General features: G+C 70.9%; 21 protein-coding genes. 7 read left to right on the top strand and 14 right to left on the bottom strand.

All coding sequences use genetic code 11. The annotated features are described in order from the left end of the window. Positions 1 to 9: 9 nt before the first annotated feature. Positions 10 to 498 (bottom strand): Rv1352/Rv1906c domain-containing protein, encoded by a 489-nt coding sequence (locus tag IE302_RS10265; protein WP_229907697.1) that lies wholly within the window; start codon positions 496 to 498, stop codon positions 10 to 12. Positions 499 to 680: 182 nt separating this feature from the next. Here IE302_RS10265 and IE302_RS10260 point away from each other — a divergent pair, with 182 nt between their 5' ends. Continuing rightward, positions 681 to 1,073 carry a DUF6221 family protein gene (locus IE302_RS10260; RefSeq protein ID WP_005157051.1) on the top strand — a complete coding sequence of 131 codons (393 nt, stop codon included), beginning with the start codon at positions 681 to 683 and terminating at the stop codon, positions 1,071 to 1,073. A 7-nt stretch (positions 1,074 to 1,080) separates the two neighbouring features. Then, complete coding sequence (locus tag IE302_RS10255) at positions 1,081 to 2,121, top strand: LLM class flavin-dependent oxidoreductase (protein ID WP_191254163.1); 1,041 nt, start codon at positions 1,081 to 1,083, stop codon at positions 2,119 to 2,121. A 79-nt stretch (positions 2,122 to 2,200) separates the two neighbouring features. Here IE302_RS10255 and IE302_RS10250 read toward each other — a convergent pair whose 3' ends face one another. After that, positions 2,201 to 3,793 (bottom strand): PucR family transcriptional regulator, encoded by a 1,593-nt coding sequence (locus IE302_RS10250; protein WP_191254162.1) that lies wholly within the window; start codon positions 3,791 to 3,793, stop codon positions 2,201 to 2,203. A 127-nt stretch (positions 3,794 to 3,920) separates the two neighbouring features. Here IE302_RS10250 and pruA point away from each other — a divergent pair, with 127 nt between their 5' ends. Both pruA and IE302_RS10240 read left to right on the top strand, forming a co-directional pair. Then, positions 3,921 to 5,558: an L-glutamate gamma-semialdehyde dehydrogenase gene (gene pruA, locus IE302_RS10245; RefSeq protein WP_191254160.1), complete on the top strand. Its 1,638-nt coding sequence runs from the start codon at positions 3,921 to 3,923 to the stop codon at positions 5,556 to 5,558. Positions 5,559 to 5,574: 16 nt separating this feature from the next. Then, complete coding sequence (locus IE302_RS10240; protein WP_191254158.1) at positions 5,575 to 6,504, top strand: proline dehydrogenase family protein; 930 nt, start codon at positions 5,575 to 5,577, stop codon at positions 6,502 to 6,504. Positions 6,505 to 6,591: 87 nt separating this feature from the next. Here IE302_RS10240 and IE302_RS10235 read toward each other — a convergent pair whose 3' ends face one another. Further along, entirely contained in the window at positions 6,592 to 6,948 is a 357-nt protein-coding gene (locus tag IE302_RS10235) for a thioredoxin family protein (protein ID WP_039917837.1), read from the bottom strand. Between the two features lie 90 nt (positions 6,949 to 7,038). Between IE302_RS10235 and IE302_RS10230 the strand changes: the two genes are divergently transcribed. Continuing rightward, a complete protein-coding gene (locus IE302_RS10230; protein ID WP_191254156.1) occupies positions 7,039 to 7,281 on the top strand; it encodes a DUF2630 family protein in 243 nt (80 codons plus the stop codon). Positions 7,282 to 7,400: 119 nt separating this feature from the next. Here the strand turns inward: IE302_RS10230 and IE302_RS10225 are convergent, their stop codons facing one another. From IE302_RS10225 to IE302_RS10180, 10 genes are all read right to left on the bottom strand, one after another. Then, a complete protein-coding gene (locus IE302_RS10225) occupies positions 7,401 to 8,966 on the bottom strand; it encodes an alpha/beta hydrolase (protein WP_191254153.1) in 1,566 nt (521 codons plus the stop codon). A gap of 72 nt (positions 8,967 to 9,038) precedes the next feature. Beyond that, on the bottom strand, positions 9,039 to 10,118 hold the full coding sequence (locus IE302_RS10220; RefSeq protein WP_191254151.1) for an ATP-dependent DNA ligase: 1,080 nt from the start codon (positions 10,116 to 10,118) through the stop codon (positions 9,039 to 9,041). 28 nt (positions 10,119 to 10,146) lie between these two features. Continuing rightward, the gene (locus IE302_RS10215) at positions 10,147 to 10,734 is read right to left on the bottom strand and encodes an alkaline shock response membrane anchor protein AmaP (protein WP_191254149.1); all 588 of its coding nucleotides are present in this window, start codon (positions 10,732 to 10,734) and stop codon (positions 10,147 to 10,149) included. Then, complete coding sequence (locus IE302_RS10210; protein ID WP_191254147.1) at positions 10,731 to 11,267, bottom strand: DUF6286 domain-containing protein; 537 nt, start codon at positions 11,265 to 11,267, stop codon at positions 10,731 to 10,733. Before IE302_RS10210 ends, IE302_RS10215 begins: the two co-directional genes overlap by 4 nt. A gap of 13 nt (positions 11,268 to 11,280) precedes the next feature. After that, the gene (locus IE302_RS10205; protein WP_191254145.1) at positions 11,281 to 11,637 is read right to left on the bottom strand and encodes an Asp23/Gls24 family envelope stress response protein; all 357 of its coding nucleotides are present in this window, start codon (positions 11,635 to 11,637) and stop codon (positions 11,281 to 11,283) included. Continuing rightward, positions 11,634 to 11,810: a hypothetical protein gene (locus tag IE302_RS10200; protein ID WP_005157087.1), complete on the bottom strand. Its 177-nt coding sequence runs from the start codon at positions 11,808 to 11,810 to the stop codon at positions 11,634 to 11,636. Before IE302_RS10200 ends, IE302_RS10205 begins: the two co-directional genes overlap by 4 nt. Beyond that, positions 11,810 to 12,271 (bottom strand): Asp23/Gls24 family envelope stress response protein, encoded by a 462-nt coding sequence (locus IE302_RS10195; protein WP_016333020.1) that lies wholly within the window; start codon positions 12,269 to 12,271, stop codon positions 11,810 to 11,812. The genes IE302_RS10200 and IE302_RS10195 overlap by 1 nt, the downstream gene beginning before the upstream one ends. 352 nt (positions 12,272 to 12,623) lie before the next feature. Next, positions 12,624 to 13,049 (bottom strand): Asp23/Gls24 family envelope stress response protein, encoded by a 426-nt coding sequence (locus tag IE302_RS10190; protein WP_191254143.1) that lies wholly within the window; start codon positions 13,047 to 13,049, stop codon positions 12,624 to 12,626. Next, positions 13,049 to 13,606, bottom strand: a complete 558-nt coding sequence (locus IE302_RS10185) for an RNA polymerase sigma factor (RefSeq protein ID WP_191254141.1) — start codon at positions 13,604 to 13,606, stop codon at positions 13,049 to 13,051. Before IE302_RS10185 ends, IE302_RS10190 begins: the two co-directional genes overlap by 1 nt. Continuing rightward, a complete protein-coding gene (locus tag IE302_RS10180; RefSeq protein WP_191254139.1) occupies positions 13,603 to 14,349 on the bottom strand; it encodes a pyrimidine reductase family protein in 747 nt (248 codons plus the stop codon). The genes IE302_RS10185 and IE302_RS10180 overlap by 4 nt, the downstream gene beginning before the upstream one ends. Positions 14,350 to 14,447: 98 nt before the next feature. On the opposite strand from IE302_RS10180, the gene zapE reads away from it, so the two are divergent. After that, the gene (gene zapE, locus IE302_RS10175) at positions 14,448 to 15,482 is read left to right on the top strand and encodes a cell division protein ZapE (protein ID WP_191254137.1); all 1,035 of its coding nucleotides are present in this window, start codon (positions 14,448 to 14,450) and stop codon (positions 15,480 to 15,482) included. On the opposite strand, the gene IE302_RS10170 is transcribed toward zapE, so the two are convergent. Continuing rightward, on the bottom strand, positions 15,436 to 16,044 hold the full coding sequence (locus IE302_RS10170) for a phosphatase PAP2 family protein (RefSeq protein WP_191254129.1): 609 nt from the start codon (positions 16,042 to 16,044) through the stop codon (positions 15,436 to 15,438). The two genes, zapE and IE302_RS10170, sit on opposite strands and share 47 nt — an antisense overlap. A 65-nt stretch (positions 16,045 to 16,109) precedes the next feature. Here IE302_RS10170 and IE302_RS10165 point away from each other — a divergent pair, with 65 nt between their 5' ends. Then, positions 16,110 to 16,985 (top strand): FAD-dependent oxidoreductase, encoded by an 876-nt coding sequence (locus IE302_RS10165; protein ID WP_191254127.1) that lies wholly within the window; start codon positions 16,110 to 16,112, stop codon positions 16,983 to 16,985. The last annotated feature ends 23 nt before the right edge of the window (positions 16,986 to 17,008 follow it).

Below are 17,008 nucleotides of genomic sequence, written 5' to 3'. Positions count from 1 at the left end.
CCTGCGTATCTAGCCGCGCGTGAACTCGCAGCCCGCGACCTGCACGTACTCGCCCTTGCGCGCGGTGAACCGGGCTGCGCCCGTGGTCAGCTGGTCGGCCACGATCTTCGACGCGCCGACGGCGCGGAGCCTCGCCCAGTAGCAGTGCCCGTTACCGCCCGGTGCCGGTCCGGGGGAGCGGTACGAGCCCGCCTCGACGTCAGTGCCGACCAGGTAGGTCCCGTCGGCGAACCGGTCCGCCGGGGTGGCCGCGGCCGCGCGCCCCGAAGTGACCGGGGGTGCCGGGATCGTGACGGTCGGCGCGGGTGCGGCTTCGGCCGTGACGGTCACCGTCGCGGGGACCGCCGGTGCCGCGCCCGCGCCGGGCGCTCTCGGGTGGGTGGCCGCCACCACGCCGACGCCCGCGCCCAAGGTGAGCGCGACGGCGAGTCCGGCCACGAGGCGGAACGCATTTCGTGACGACGCGTGCGGTGTCGGTGACCAATTCGTGCTCGTCATCCGTCTCTTCTTCGATTTGCTCGCGGAGTGATTGCGCTTTCGTGTCGATCTAGAAACCTGTTACCGCTCCGCGGCGGACCGATACGAGACTGTGTGACGCACGGGACCTTGCCGTAACGGCAAGCTTCCTGCCAGCGACATTTCCCTCCGAACACTAGGCTGGGGGAGACGAAGGAGTACCTGTGGACGACTTGATCGCCTTTCTCGCCGCGCGTGTGGGGCAACGCCAGGCGTTGATCATGCAGGCGGTCAAGAAAACCGAGATCAGCGAATCGCTCAATCGCGGTGAGACCAAGGTCGTCATCGAAAAGAAGATCCGTTCGCTGAACGACATCGAACTCGACACGGTCAATCAGATGATCAACGAGATCGAGGCGACCCGGCGGCTCCTGCAGGCGCACCGCACCACGGTCTCGGAGAAGGTCCCGGGATTTCCCTTGTACGGCAACGAGTACTGGTGCGAGACCTGCCATGTGCCCGCCGACGAGGCCGGCACGAACTGGTGCCTGACCCTGCGGCTGCTGGCCCTGCCGTACGCCGACCACGCGGACTACAGCGAGCGCTGGCGCCCCTGAGCGGGGAATGCCCGCCGGGTCCGGACGCGTTGACCCGAAGGTGATCACGCTTTCGGTACTGGACCGGTCCCCGACCCGTCGCGGCGGCGACGCGCCCCGCGCCCTGCGGGACACGGTCGCGTTCGCGCGGGACATCGAAGCGCTGGGCTACCACCGGTTCTGGGTCTCCGAACACCACAGCGTGCCCGGCGTCGCCGGATCGGCGCCCACGGTGCTGGCGGCCGCCGTCGCTTCGGCGACAGAGCGGATCCGGGTCGGCACGGGCGGTGTGATGCTGCCGAACCACCGGCCGCTCGTGGTCGCGGAACAGTTCGGTGTGCTCGAATCGCTGTTCCCCGGCCGGATCGACATGGGGCTGGGCCGGTCCGTCGGGTTCACCGGCGGGGTCCGGCAGGCGCTCGGGCACGAGAAGGACGACGCCGACCGTTTCGGTGAGCAGGTCCGGGATCTGCTGGGCTTTCTCGCGGGCGACCAGACCACGTATCCGGGTGTGCACGCCATTCCCGCCGAAGGCCTTCGCGTGCCCGCGTTCCTGCTGGCCACCGGCGCCGGCGCGCGGCTGGCCGCGGAACTGGGGCTGCCGCTGGTGATCGCGCCGGTCCGAGGCGAAGGTCCGCTGCTCGAAGCGATCGAGGGTTATCGCTCCGGCTTCCAACCGTCCGCGCAGGCTTCGCGGCCGTATGTCGTGGTGTCCACGGCGATCGCGGTCGCCGAAACGGCCGAACGGGCCCGGCGGTTGCTGATCCCCGAGGCGTGGTCGACGGTCTACTCCCGGACGCACGGCGTCTTCCCGCCGCTGTCGCCGGTGGACGAGATCCTCGCCGCGCCGCTTCCGGACCGCGATCGGGAGCGGCTGGACCGCGCGCTCGACGGCCAGATCGCCGGTACCCCGGACGAGGTGGGCGACCGGCTGGCCGACCTCGTCGCCAAGACCGGCGCGGACGAGATCCTGGTGACCACCAGCACTTTCGACCAGGCCGAGCGGCTGGAGTCCTATCGCGGACTGGCCGAGGTCGCCGGAATCCGGAGCCTGGCCGCGGTGTCGTGACTTGGCCGCCTCGCGCGTTTCGTCCTCTGGATGCGGTACTTGCACACGCAAGGACCGCATCCAGAGGATGAAACGCGTTCTAGAGGCGCAACAGAAGCTGGGTGAGGACCCGCTGCGCGGGGTCGTCCAGATCGATCCCGGACACCTCGCCGGCGCGGCGCACCCGGTAGCGCACCGTGTTCGGGTGGATGTTCAGCTCGCGCGCCGCGCGCCGGACATCGCCGAACGCGTCGAGGTAGGCGAGTACGGCGGGCACCAGGATCCCGCCGTGCTCGGCGTCGTGCGCGACCAGGTCGGTCAGCCGGGGATCACGGATCCTCGGCTGCTCACCGAGAAACGCGAGGACTTCCGAGAGCAGGACCTCGGCGCGGACGTCGGCCAGCGAGGCGACGTCCGCGGTCCCGTGCCCGCGCGCCATCGTCGCCAGCACACGGTCCGCGTCGCCACGCGAGGCCGCCGCGTCGGACAGGCGCGGCACGACACCGCCCAGCGCCGCGCGCACCCGGACGTCGAGATGCCGTTGCGCGGTGCCGACGATTTCCTTGGCCAGCGCCAGGATCCGCGTCTCGGCGTGTTCGGGGAGGTCGGGAAGGAGCGCGTAGACCCGGCCGCCGATCACGCTCACCAGCGCGCTGCGCCGGTACGCGGCGGTGTGCACGGTGATCAGGTGCACGAGTTCCGCGCGCCGCAGCTGCCGGTCGGTCGCCGCGCGGTCGCGGGGGAGCGAGAACGCCAGCACCATGGCCGGTTTCCCGGGATCCGCGCCGATGTCGTCGGCGACGGATTCGACGTCGAGACGGCCGTCGAGCAATCCTGCCAGCAGGTCTTCGCGCAGCCGGAGTTCCGGGCTGGGCAGGGTCCGGTGGCGGATCAGTTGCGGTGCGAGCGCCCGGCTCGCGCCGAGCAACGCGATTTCCGCGCTCTCGGTCAGGGGATGCGCGCCCTCCTGGACCCAGATCGTGCCCAGCGGCTGCGATCCGGCGTGGATCCCGGCCGCGATCCGCCGCCGGATGCCGAGATCGGGCCGCTCCTCGATGCGGACGATCCCCTCCCCGGCGCGAAGCCGTTGGTAGACACCCCATTCGCGGAGCATCGCGAGGTATCGCTCCGGGCCTTCGCGCCCGAGGATCGAAAGCCTGCGCAGTTCGTCCACCTCGTCGCCCGCCCGCGAATACGCCAGCACGCGGCTCGCGGTGTCCTCGATGCTGACCAGGCCGCCGGTGAGCGTCGCGATGGTCTGCGCGAGCGAGAACAGATCGCCCAGCACCTCGCCACTGTCCGCCTCACCGCCCGCGCGGGCCGCGTCGACGACGCCCCTGGCCAGTGCCTCGACCTGTTCCCAGCGGGCTTCGTGGCCGACCTCGATCAGCGCGATGCCCGAGTCCGTCGCGACGTTCACGACGGGCGAGCCGCTCTTGATCGCGACGGCGGCGGCCCCGGACCGTCCCGCCGCCCGGATCGCCCCGGCGGCCGACCGTCCGCGGGCTCCGATCACCAGGACGAGATCCCCCGGATGGGCGTCGGGCGGATCCTCCGGATCGTGGATGACGACATCCGCCACTTCGACGCCCAGTCCGCCGGGCGCCGCGAGCACTCTGACCAGCGGTTCCCCGAGTGTGGCGAGGACATGCCGCAGGGACGCGCCGGTGGTCGTTTCCGTAGTCGAGGTCATCACCGAATTAAGCCGATCGGACAAGATGGTCACCCTGATTCTAGCCAGTCGGACAAGCCGTGGAGCGCTCGTCCGGTCTACCGTTCGGGGTGAGACCTACCCGGCGACGTGAAGTCAGGAGCAGTCAGTGGACGCCGTGACCCAGACCCCCGCCCCGAAGAACGAGCCGGTGCTGAACTACGCACCGGGCAGCGCTGAGCGCGCTGAACTCGAGGGCGCGCTCAAAGCGCTGGGTGACGCCGACCCCATCGACATCACCGCCACGATCGGTGGTGAGCAGCGCAAGGGCGGCGGCGAGAAGATCGAGGTCGTCCAGCCGCACAACCACAAGGCGGTGCTGGGCGTCATCCACAGCGCGACCGCGCAGGACACCCACGACGCGATCGCCGCCGCCAAGGCCGCGGCCCCCGGCTGGCGCGCGCTGTCCTACGACGACCGCGCCGCGATCATCCTGCGTGCCGCCGACCTGCTGGCAGGCCCGTGGCGCGCCAAGCTGAACGCCGCCACCATGCTCGGCCAGTCGAAGACCGCCTTCCAGGCCGAGATCGACTCCGCCTGCGAGCTGATCGACTTCTGGCGCTTCAACGTCGCCTTCGGCCGTCAGATCCTCGCGGAGCAGCCGGTCAGCTCGCCCGGGATCTGGAACCGGATGGAGCACCGCCCGCTCGAGGGCTTCGTGTACGCCATCACCCCGTTCAACTTCACCGCGATCTCCGGCAACCTGCCGACCGCGCCCGCGCTGATGGGCAACGTCGTGCTGTGGAAGCCGTCGCCGACGCAGAGCTACGCCGCGCACCTGCTGATGCGCCTGCTCGAAGAGGCCGGCATGCCGCCGGGCGTCATCAACCTGCTGCCGGGTGACGGCAAGGCCGTCTCCGAGGTCGCCCTGACCCACCGCGACCTGGCCGGGATCCACTTCACCGGCTCCACCGCGACCTTCCAGCACCTGTGGGCCACCGTCGGCGCCAACATCTCCGGCTACCGCACGTACCCGCGCCTGGTCGGCGAGACCGGCGGCAAGGACTTCGTGCTCGCGCACGCCTCGGCCGACGTCGACATCCTGCGCACCGCGCTGATCCGCGGCGCCTTCGAGTACCAGGGCCAGAAGTGCTCGGCCGCGTCCCGCGCCTACGTCCCGCGTTCGCTCTGGGCGAGCCTGAAGGACGAGCTGGTCTCCGAGACCGAGGCCATCACCTACGGAGACGTCAACGACCTGAGCAACTTCGGTGGCGCCGTGATCGACCGCCGTGCGTTCGACAAGCACGCGGCCGTGCTGAAGAGCGCCGCCGAGGACGCCGAGATCGACGTCATCGCCGGTGGCACCGCGGACGACAGCGTCGGCTACTTCGTGCGCCCGACGATCCTCGTGTCGGACAACCCGGACCACGAGATCTTCCGCACCGAGTACTTCGGCCCGATCCTCGCGCTGCACGTCTACGACGACAGCACCGACGAGGGCTTCGACACTGTCTTGAAGCTGGTCGACGAGACCGCCGACTACGCGCTCACCGGCGCGATCATCGCGAACGACCGCACGGCCGTCGCGAAGGCGTCCGAGGCGCTGCGCTTCGCCGCCGGCAACTTCTACGTCAACGACAAGCCGACCGGTGCGGTCGTCGGCCAGCAGCCCTTCGGCGGCGGTCGCGCGTCCGGCACCAACGACAAGGCCGGTTCGGTGTTCAACCTGCTCCGCTGGACGAGCCCGCGCTCGGTCAAGGAGACGTTCGTTCCGCCCACCGGCGTCCGTTACCCCCACCAGGGCTGAGAACCAGGAGTTCGTGATGTTGCGTGCCCCGTTGCTCGCCGCCGCCCGATCCCGGCGGATGCGCAAGCTGGTCGAGGTCGTCCCCGCCACCCGATCGGTGGTGAGCCGGTTCGTCGCCGGTTCGAAGACGCCCGACGCCGCTCGGGTGGTCCGCGAACTGGCCGATGACGGCCTCCGGGTCACCCTCGACCACCTCGGCGAGGACACCACCGACGCCGAGCAGGCCGCGACGACCGTCCGCGCCTACGAGGAACTGCTGTCCGCGCTGGCGGCCGACGGCCTCGCGTTCGGCGCGGACGTGTCGGTCAAGCTGTCCGCGGTCGGCCAGTTCCTGCCCGCCGACGGCGAGAAGGTCGCGCTGGAGAACGCCCGCAAGATCTGCGCGGCGGCCGAAGCGGTCGGCGCCACGGTCACCCTCGACATGGAGGACCACACCACCACCGACTCGACGCTGGGCATCCTGCGGGAACTGCGCACCGAGTACCCGTGGGTCGGCGCGGTGCTGCAGGCCTATCTGCGGCGCACCGAGCAGGACTGCCGCGAACTGGCGAGCGAGGGCTCCCGTGTCCGGCTGTGCAAGGGCGCGTACGCCGAACCCGAAGAGGTCGCGTTCCAGGACAAGTCCGAAGTGGACAAGTCCTACGTGCGCTGCCTGAAGATCCTCATGCAGGGCAAGGGTTATCCGATGGTCGCCTCACACGACCCGCGGATGATCGCGATCGCCGAGAAGCTCGCGATGGACGCGGACCGCAAGGCGGACGACCACGAATTCCAGATGCTGTACGGGATCCGTCCCGAGGAGCAGCGCCGGATCGCGGGCGACGGGAAGACGATGCGCGTCTACGTCCCCTACGGCGACGAATGGTACGGCTATTTCATGCGCAGGCTGGCGGAACGCCCGGCGAACCTGGCGTTCTTCCTGCGCGGACTCGCCACCCGGGGCTGACCCGGTCCTCGGTGGCACAGTTCCGCTGAAGTACAAAGGGGCCCTGCCCGGCGAAATCCGCCGGGCAGGGCCCCTTCTTCCCCTGTGTCAGGCTTCTTGCGCTTCTTCCTTGAGCTTGTCCATGTCGATGTCGCGCGCCTGCTGGATGAGGTCTTCGAGCGTCTTCTCCGGGAGCGCGCCCGGCTGCGCGTAGATGACCGTCTTGTCACGGATCACCGCGAGCGTGGGGATCGAGCGCACGTCGAACGCGGCGGCCAGCTGCTGCTCGGCCTCGGTGTCGACGCTCGCGAACACGATGTCGTCATGGTTGCCCGACACCTTTTCGTAGGTCGGCGCGAACTGGCGGCACGGCACGCACCAGCCCGCCCAGAAGTCGATGATCACGAAGTCGTTCTCGGAAACGACCTGATCGAAGTTCGCGGCGGTCAGCTCCACAGTGCTCATGCCGGGCATAACGGATCGGGTGCTACGCACATTCCCGTGATTGCGCGTAGCGTCTCCGATGGAGTAACCCAGGTTTCGCAGGAGGTGCGCATGGCCGACGGGGACATCCTCAGCCGGATCGACGAACTGGTCAGCGTGGAGCACGAGCTCCGTTCGCGGGCGATCGGCACCGGGCTCAGCTCGGACGACCGGTCCCGGCTCGCGAGCGTGGAGCAGCAGCTGGACCAGTGCTGGGACCTGCTGCGGCAGCGGCGGGCTCGCGTCGAGTTCGACGAAGACCCGGACGGGGCCACGACGCGGCCGATCTCCGAGGTGGAGTCCTACCGGCAGTAGCGGCTTTCAGCCCTGGCCGGCGCCCTCACACGCGCAATGAAGGGGCCTTTCATAGCAAATTTCGCAATGAAAGCGTCCTTCATCTCACAATGGTGCGGGGGCACCGAGAGCCTGAGTGATCAGGCCGGGCAGAGGGTGCCGTCGACGGGGACCTTCCCGTCGATCAGGAACGCCCGCGTCGCGTCGGCGACGCAGGGGGAGAGGCTCAGCGCGCCGTGCCCGGCGCCCTGCCAGGTGATCGTCACCGAACTCGGCATCTGATCGGCGGCCCGGCCGGTGCCCTGTTCCGGTGTGACCGGGTCGGTCGCGGTGCCCGCGACGAGGATCGGCGGGGCACCCGGGGCGCCGGCGGGCGGGAGCGGTTCGCGGCGCACGGGCCACGGGCTGCACCACGCCAGCTGCTGCGCGGCGAAGACGCCGAACTGCGGGTGCTTGTCGCGCAGGGTCGTGGTCACCCGCGTGAGTTCTTCGGCCGAGAGCCGGGTCGCGCTGTCGTTGCATTTGGTCGCGAGCGTGCCGTCCAGCCGCGACGGCCGTGCCCGGGTGTCCTTCAGCACCGGCTCGGCGAACGCGGCCAGCGGCGTGACGTCGCCTGCCTGCGCGGACTTGAGCGCTTCGGCGAGTTCCACCCAGCGCGAGCGCTGCGCGAGCCCGGAGTAGACGGCGTACAGCGCGATCCCCGGCGTGATCTCCGCCCCGTCGGTGGTGGTCGCGGGCGCGGAACGAAGCCTGTCGGCGACGGCGGTCACGGCCGAACGCGCGTCGCCGATCGGGCAGCCCCTGGCGATGCAGTCGGCGCCGAACGCGTCGAGCGTGGCCTGCGCGCCGGCGGCGACGGATTCCTGGACGGCGGCGCCGTCGGGAGCCGGGTCGGGCAGCCCGTCGAGCATGACCCGGCCGACCTGCGCCGGGAACCGCACGGCGTATTCGGCGAGGACCTTCGAACCGTCACCGCGTCCCAGCGCGTGCAGCTTGTCCATCCCCAGTTGCTGCCGGAGCTCTTCGAGGTCGCCCGCGGCCCGCCAGCTGTCCATCGCGACCTGCGAGTCGTCCAGTTCGATGGCGCATTGCTGGCCCGCCTTGCGCGCCGCGTCGACGACGCTTTCGAGGTCGCCTGCCGCCGGGTCGCCGCCGAGCAGGTCAGTGCGGATCTCCGCCGGGACGCACTGCACCGGCGCGGACGTGCCGGTTCCGCGCCGGTCCACGCCGATCAGCGAGAACTTCTGCAGGAACTCGGGCGGCAGCGTCGCGGCCAGCCGCGCGGCGTACAGCGATCCCGGTTCACCGTCGACGTCGTTGACCACGACGAGCGGGATCGGCCCGCCCCCGGTCTTGACCACCGACAGCCGCGAGAGCCCGCGACCGGGCAGGTCCGGCGCGTCGAGCGTGGTGGGCACCCTGGCGCAGGAGAACTTCAGCGTGTCCGGCACGGACGGCTGGCCCAGCCGCTGCCGGGTCGCCTCGTCGCAGTCGTCCCATTTGATCGACGGCGACTGCGGCTCGGTGAGCGGCGGCAGCGGCACCGGCTGCGCGGACGTCGCGTTACCGGGGTCGGGCTTGCCGTCGTTGTCGATCACCGCAGGCCGGACCGACGGCCCGGCCGTGCAGCCCGCGAGCACGGCCGCGGCCACGGTCGTCATCAGGATCAGCCGTGGCCTGCGGCGGACGGTGCTGGCGGGGCGCACGGGCTGGTCCTCACTTTCCGGGCATGACAAAAGCTCAGTGGAAAGCTTCGCAGGTGACGTGTCAGGACACCGTTAGCGGGTGCGTTTCACCTCGCCGCGGAACACCGCGTCCAGGTCGTAGCGGGCGACCTCGTCGAGCTGCGCGTACGTGCAGGAGTCCGGCTCGCGGTCGGGACGCCAGCGCTTGAACTGCGCGGTGTGGCGGAACCGCGACGGGTATCCGCCCTCCGTGTGCTCGTAGCCGACCTCGACCACCTTCTCCAGCTTCAGCGGCACCCACGGGGCTTCCTTGGACTTCCACCGGGTGATCCCGCCGGGGATCCGCTGGTGCTCCCGCACGTTGTCGCCCAGCCAGGGGTGATCGGCGCCGTCGGTGATCAGCGGCGCCAGCTCCTCGGCCAGTTCACGCCGCCGGGTGACCGGGAACGATCCGACGACACCGGGGTGGTGCAGCACGCCGTCCTCGTCGTAGAGCCCGAGCAGGAACGAGCCGACCATCTCGCCCTCTTCGCCGTCGACGTGCCAGCGCAGTCCCGCGAGCACGCAGTCGGCGGTGCGCGAGTGCTTGTACTTCAGCAGGACACGTTTGCCGGGCGTGTACGGCTCGTCGAGCGGCTTGCCGATGACGCCGTCGAGCCCCGCGCCCTCGAACAGTTCGAACCAGTGCCGCGCGATCGCCGGATCCGAGGTGGCCGGGGTCAGGTGGATGCCGTCCGAGGCCAGTTTCTCCAGCCTTTCCCGCCGCTTCGACGTCGGTTCGTCCAGATAGGACTCGTCGCCGAGCGCCAGCAGGTCGAACGCGACGAACTCCGCCGGGGTCTGCTCGGCCAGCAGCTTGATCCGGCTCTCGGCGGGGTGGATCCGGTCGGTCAGCGCGTCGAAGTCCAGCTTCCCGTCCCGGCCGACGACGAGTTCGCCGTCGAGCACGATCCGCTCGGGCAGCGTCGCCTTCAGCCGCTCGATGACCTCGGGGAAGTAGCGGTTGAGCGGCTTCTCCGACCGCGACTGCAACGTCAGTTCGTCCCCGTCGCGGAACACCAGGCATCGGTACCCGTCCCATTTCGGCTCGAACAACAGCCCGCCGGAATCGGGGATCGCCTTCGCCGGTTTGGCGAGCATCGGTTTGACCGGCGGCGTCAAGGGAAGCGACATGACGGCCATTCTTGCCGCAAGGACGCGGTCAGCGCACCCGTTGCGGTGCTGCCGTGTCGAGTTCGATCCGGACCGCGGTGGGCAGCACGTCGACCCCGAGTGACTCCCGGGCCCTGGCCAGCACGGTGAGATCGAGCTGTTCCCAGACCCGTTTCAGGTCGGTGCCCTCGCCCAGCCAGAGCGTGATCCGCAACGCCGGGTTCTCCTTGTCGCCGACCGCGCGGACCCGGGCGCGCCCGACGCCGTCGATCGTCTCGGCGTCGAGGCGGACGGCCTCGGAGATGGCCGAGGAGGTCACCACGAGGTCGTCGTCGAGTTCGAGGTCCGGACGGCCTTCCGGGCGCAGCGACCGGAAGAACCACCACAATCCCAGCCACAGCAGGAGGACGCCGAGCACGATCGCGCCGATCCGGGCGGCGAGCGCGTTCCGGACGAGCCAGTCGAGCGCGATCGGGTCGACGAGCGAACGGTTCGCGCGGTACGTGCCGAGCCAGCCGGCGCCGATCACGAGGACCGCCGCGCCGCCGAGCAGCGCGAGCAGTCCGATGAGGACGGTCAGCGTCCGTTCCGTGCCGGTGGACCGGCCGAGTGCCTTGGCGGAGACCGAACGGGTCATCGGCGGTCCTTCGGGGAGTCGACGACGACCGACACCTTCGGCCGCCGCACCAGGGGGACGTCGTCGAGCAGACCGGAGACCGTTTCCAGCAGCCGCGGCCGCAGCTCGCCTTCGGTTTCCAGCCTGCTCGTCGCGCGGACACGGATCTTCTTGGCGGTGGCGGTGACCTTCGCGCCCGCGACGTTGTCCTGCGCGCGCACGGTCACCCCGACCAGCCGAGCCAGCGAACGCGGCGACGTGGTCACGCTGACCTCGTTCGCCGGATCGGTCAGCCGGATGGCGCGCCGCCCGGCCGAGGCCGACGCCAGGATCAGCAGGAGCCCCACGACCGCGACGGCTATCGCGACGTAGCGGACCTCATCGGTGTTCCAGGACAGGGCCGCGAGCCTGTCGCGCCAGTCGTCCCACGGGACGAACAGCGGCCCTCGCCCGGGCCGCCACCAGCCCCAGCCCACCTCCAAGACCAGCAGGACCCCGGCGGCGGCCAGCGCCAGCCCGATCAGGGCGGACAGCAGGCGGACGAACAAACGCATACCGGTGCTCCTTCTAGCGGACGCGGGGCGCGATGTCGGGCAGGAGCGCGGAGACCGTCACCGAGATGTCCCGGACCTGGTACGAGGTGATCCGCTCGACCTCCTCGGTGACCCGGGTGCGCAGATCGCCGACGATCCGCCGCACCGGCGCCGGGTAGTGCAGAGCGACGTCGAGCACGAGGTCGACGTCGTTGCCCTCACCGCCGACCTTCGCGCTCGCGCCGTGTGTCCCCAGCCCGAGTCCAGCGATCCGCCGCTCGGCGCGGGTGGTCCCGTCGACCTGGTCCGCGGCGTGCTGCGCGATCTTGCGGACCACGGACGGCGCGATGGTGAGGGTGCCGCGGTCCTCCGGTTCGGACGGGACGGTCATTTGTCGCGGCCCCGGCCGAACAGGTCGCCGAGGTCGAGTTCGCCGTCGAGCACGCGGCCGAGGACGAGGCCGATGACGCCGACGGCCAGCGTCACCAGGAACGCGGTGAAGCCCTGGGTCGCGGCGAGGCCGAGGATGAGGCCGGCGAGCAGGCCGGTCTGGGTCCCGTTCATCACTCGACCCGCGAGGTCTCGGTCTCGCCGCCGTTCTCGTCGGGCAGGTGGATGTCGTTGACCGCGATGTTGACCTCGATCACCTCGAGGCCGGTGATCTGCTCGACCTGGCCGATCACGTTGCGGCGCACCGCGCGGGCGACGTCGACGATGCGCGCGCCGTACTCGACGACGACGTCGAGGTCGATCGCGGCCTGCTTCTCGCCGACCTCGACCGAGACACCGGACGTGGTGACCGTGCCGGAACCGGGGATGCGCTCGCGGATCGCGCCGAAGGCCCGCGAAACCCCGCCGCCCAGCGCGTGGATCCCGGTGACCTCGCGGGTGGCGAGGCCCGCCACCTTCTGCACCACCACCGACGAGATCGTGGTCTTGCCGGCGGCTCCTTCCTCGTTCAGGGACGACCCCGACCCCGCCCCCACCGAGGGGGTGTCGGGCTTGCTCGCGCTCGGCTGCGCCATGAAGTTCGCTCCTTCTCGGCCTGTGCCGCGCGACCTGCGCGCGCGGCGGTCCCTACGCTCTCACCGACCAGGACACGCGCGCATGCCGAGTCGTCACGCGATGTCCCCCGGATGGGGTAATCAGTTCCGGGGTTCACCTTCCGGAGGTGGGGCGGGGTGCACCGGCGACTCGGCCCTCGAAGTACATGAAGGCCCCCTTACTTGCGCCAGGCGCAAGTAAGGGGGCCTTCATGTACTTCGGCAAGGTGTGAAGGTCGAGTTTCCACGGCTGAGCCGCGTGAAGGGGGCCTTCACGCGGCGGAGCCACCCGCGCCACTTCTGTCCTGGACCGGCGGGGTCGACCCACCTGTGGTCAGTCGGGGTGGACGTCGACGACGTGGACGTTGATCGCGGGCGGCGCCGAGCCGAGCTGTTCGGTCAGCGCCGCGCCGACGCGGTGCCGCAGCAGTTCCGCGACCGCCGCCTCGACGCCGAACCGGACCGTCACCAGCACCTGGAGCACGTCCCCCTCGAGCGCGACGGCCGAGACGTGGACCCCGCCGAGCTCGCGGCCGATCTCGGCGGCGAGCTTCCTGGTCATCAGCACCAGCGCGCGTTCCGACACCTGGGTCTTCCCGCCCGCCGAGGGCAGGTCGAGGGGAGGGGTCGTGTGCTTGCCGCGCACGCCGCCGACCGAGCGGAGCACCCGTTCGACGAGGCCTGGCGGCGTCGGCACCGGGCGGCTCGCGGCGGTGCGCACCTGTTCCCACCGGGGGTCGTCGCGCGGATCCTCGCTCATCACCGTTCCCGGGGTCGGAAGTTGTCGCCGAGTTTCGCCAGCAGCGCCACCCTCGCGCGGTGCAGGCGGGCGCGCAGCGCGGGCACGCTCACTTCCAGCACCTCGGCCACCTCTTCGTAGGTCAACCCTTCGAATTCTCGCAGAATCAGCGGGATCCGCTGGCCGACGTCGAGTTCCGAGATCGCCCGCAGCACCGTGTCGACCTGTTCGGCGCTCACCACTTGGCCCTCCGGACCGGGCACGATGCCCGCGTCGCCCTCGTCGAGCGGCACGGTCGGTTTCCGGCGCCGGACCTGCCTGAGCGCGCCGTTCGTCGTCACCCGGTAGAGCCAGGTGGACACCGCGGACTCGTAGCGGAACCCGGGCAGTGCGCGCCACGCCGAAAGCCAGGCCTCCTGGACGACGTCCTCGGCCTCCGCCGTGCTGCCGGTGATCCGCAGCGCCACGCGGTACATCCGGGCCGTGTGCCGCCGCACCAAGGTGTCGAAGGCACCGTGGTCCCCGGCGGCGGCCCGGGCCGCCAGTTCCTCGTCCGGAACCGGCGCGGGCTCTCTCACCCGCCCTCCCGGCGGCGGTAGCGCAGCATGGTGAAGCCGTCTTCGAAGAGCACGGACGCGAGGTCCATCCGCCGCGGTTCCGGCGTCGGGCGGCCGTCGGCGATCCGGCGCTCGCCCGCGCCCGCCAGCAGGGGGGCGACGGTCAGGCACAGCTGGTCGACGAGGTCGGCCGCGATCAGGTCGGCGAACAGCGCCGGCCCGCCCTCGCAGTCGACACGGCGCAGCCCGCGTTCGGCCAGCAGCGCGAGCGCGAGGTGGAGGTCGACGTCGTCGGTCCCGGCGACGAGCACTTCGGCACCCGCGCGCTCCAGCGCGGACCGAGGCGCCTTCTCGGTGGTGATGACGATCGGGGCGACCTTGGTGTCGGTGAACAACGGGCCCTCGGGGTCCAGATCACCGGATCGGGTCACCACCGCGATCGGCGGGACCTCCGACAGCCCGAGCGAGACCCGGCGGGCGGCGCGTGCGGGAGTGATCCGCGCGCCGCGGTAGCCCTCGGCGCGCGCGGTGCCGGCGCCGACCAGGATCACGTCGGAGAGCAGGCGCCCCATCAGGAAGATCCGTTTGTCCGCGGGGTGCGAGAGCCCTTCGGACAGCTCGTCGACCGCCACGGCGCCGTCGGCGGAGCTGACGAAGTTGACCTGGACCCAGGGACCGCTCATGTCCTCGGGGTACCCGTAAAGCCGTTCGAGATCGGCGTCGGAGACGGGATCCGCCGGTGTCGTTGGCCACAAAAGCTGCACGCGACCATCCCAGCACGGGCCCGACGGCACCGCTGAGCGGGGGATACGCCCGGTCAGGGAGAGTGAACGGCCGACCCCGGTGCCGTTACTCTCGGCGAATGCCCGCCCGCCTGATCGATCGCCGTCCGGAGCTGTCCGCCGACGAGCTGATCACCGCGCTCGTCCCGCCGCCCCGGTTCGACGCGGTCCGGTTCTCCACTTACGTGCCCAATCCGGACGAGCCGAGCCAGGCCGAGGCCGTCGTCGACTGTGGCGCGTTCGCGAAGCGCGTGGCGGAGACAGCGAACCGGAAGCCGAAGTCGAAACTGCGCGCGCTGTTCGGCGGCGGGGACGAGGCGCCGTCCGGGCCGAGGGGGCTTTACCTCGACGGCGGCTTCGGCGTCGGCAAGACGCACCTGCTCGCCTCGACGTGGCACGAGACGCCCTCGCCCAAGGCGTACGGGACGTTCGTGGAGCTGACCCACCTCGTCGGCGCCCTGGGGTTCGCGGAGGCGGTGCGGCGGCTGTCCGAACACCGGTTCCTGGCGATCGACGAGTTCGAACTCGACGACCCCGGCGACACCATGCTCGTCACCCGGCTGCTGCAGGAGCTGATCTCCGCCGGGGTGTTCGTGGCGGCGACCTCCAACACGCTGCCGGACAAACTGGGCGAGGGCCGGTTCGCCGCCGCGGACTTCCTGCGGGAGATCCAGTCGCTGTCGGCCAAGTTCGGTGTCTGCCGGGTCGACGGCCCGGACTACCGTCACCGCGGCCTGCCGGACGCGCCGCCGCCCGCGAGCCCGGCGGAGCTGGAAGCCTCCGCCGCCGCGCATCCCGAGTCTACTGTGGACGATTTCGACGCGTTGTGCGACCACCTGGGAGGGCTGCACCCTTCGCGCTACGGCAGGCTTCTCGACGGCGTGACCCGGGTGCACCTGCGCGACATCCACCCGGTTCCCGACCAGAACGTCGGCCTGCGGCTGGTCGCCTTCGCCGACCGGCTCTACGACCGCGCGATCCCGCTGGTGGTCTCCGGCGAGCCGGTGCCGCTGCTGTTCACCGAGGAGATGGTGAACGGCGGCTACCGCAAGAAGTACCTGCGCGCCGTCAGCCGTCTGACGGCACTGGCTCGCGACGCCGCGCAGCCCAGCTGAGCAGTGCCCAGGTGGCGCAGACGGTCGCGACGGCGAACAGCGTGCCGCCCACGACGTCGGTCAGGTAGTGGTAGCCGAAGCCGATCATGCCGATCGTGACCCCGGCGAGCACCACCGCGCCCACGATCGAGATGACGGCCGTCGCGAGCCCGGGGCGGGCGAGCAGGACGAGCACGGTCAGCACCGCGACCAGCGCGACGGTGTGCCCGCTGGGATAGGCGAGGTAGGTGTACTTCCACCGGCCGAAGAGCGGTTTCAGCACCCAGCTGTTCGCGAGGATCGCGAGGAGCGGTCCCACGACGGTGAGCACCGCTTCGAGCCTGCGCCGACCGGCCAGGCAAAGGCCGACGGCGATGGCCGCGACGGGGATCAGGACGTAGGCCTCGGTCGGCAGCACGAGCAGTCCGAGAAGGTCGGGTTCCCGGCCGAAGGCGTGTTCCACCCACTTGCCCGCGAGTTCGTCGGGAACGGAACGGCCTTCGCCGGAGACCAGCACCCCGAGCACGACCATGATCACCGCGCAAGTCACCGCGACGAGCCCGTACGGCGCCTTTCCGCTCATCCGGCGAGATTACGTGACGGACGATCAGTCACCATGCAGGGACGGCTTGCGGAAGGGGGCTTTCGATGCGGATCACGGTGGTCGGCGGCGGGGTGATCGGGCTGAGCTGCGCGTACCGGCTGGCCGGGGCCGGGCACGAGGTCACGGTGATCACCGCCGACCCGCCCGGCGAGACGACGTCGGCGGTGGCGGGCGGCGTGCTCTTCCCGCCGCTTTCGGTGCGCTCCGACCAGGTCGATCGCTGGACCACGACGAGCCTGGAGGACTACCGCTCGCTCGGCGCGCCCGGCGTTCACCTGAGGCGGGGGACCTTCTTCATCCCCCGCGAGGCGCCCATGCCGTCCTGGGCGTTCTCGATGCCCGGCCTCGACCACGAACCCGGACGGCTCACCTTCACGACCGCGCTGATCGACACGCCGGTGTACCTCGCGTGGCTCGCCGACCGGGTCGCCGGGCTGGGCGTGCGTACCGAGTACCGCGCCGTCTCGCGGCTGGACGACCTCGACGCGGATCTCGTGGTGAACGCGGCCGGGCTCGGCGCCGGGCGGCTGGCGGGCGACAGCACCGTGGTGCCGGTCGGCGGTCAGGTCGTCCATCTCGCCGACCCGGGGCTGACCGAATGGATCGTCGACGGGTCCACCCCGGTGCTGCGCCACGTGATCCCGCACGGGCGGCACGTCGTCTGCGGTGGCACGCAGGAGCCGGGCCGCGACTCCGTCGAGCCCGATCCCGGGGTGACCGCGGACATCGTGCGGCGGTGCCGGGAGCTCGTGCCCGCGCTGGCCGGCGCGCCGGTGCTGGGCGCGAAGGTCGGCCTGCGGCCGTTCCGCCCGCAGGTGCGGCTGGAGCGGGACGGTGACGTCGTGCACTGCTACGGGCACGGGGGAGCGGGGATCACGCTGGCTTGGGGATGCGCGGACGACGTCCTGGCCCTCGTGTGACGCCCTCCCAGCCACGCAATTAG

Origin of the sequence: Amycolatopsis oliviviridis (assembly GCF_014654365.1) — a bacterium.
GTDB lineage: Bacteria > Actinomycetota > Actinomycetes > Mycobacteriales > Pseudonocardiaceae > Amycolatopsis > Amycolatopsis oliviviridis.
The sequence above is the reverse complement of the archived record's forward strand: the minus strand, read 5'-3'. Positions and strand labels throughout refer to the sequence as shown.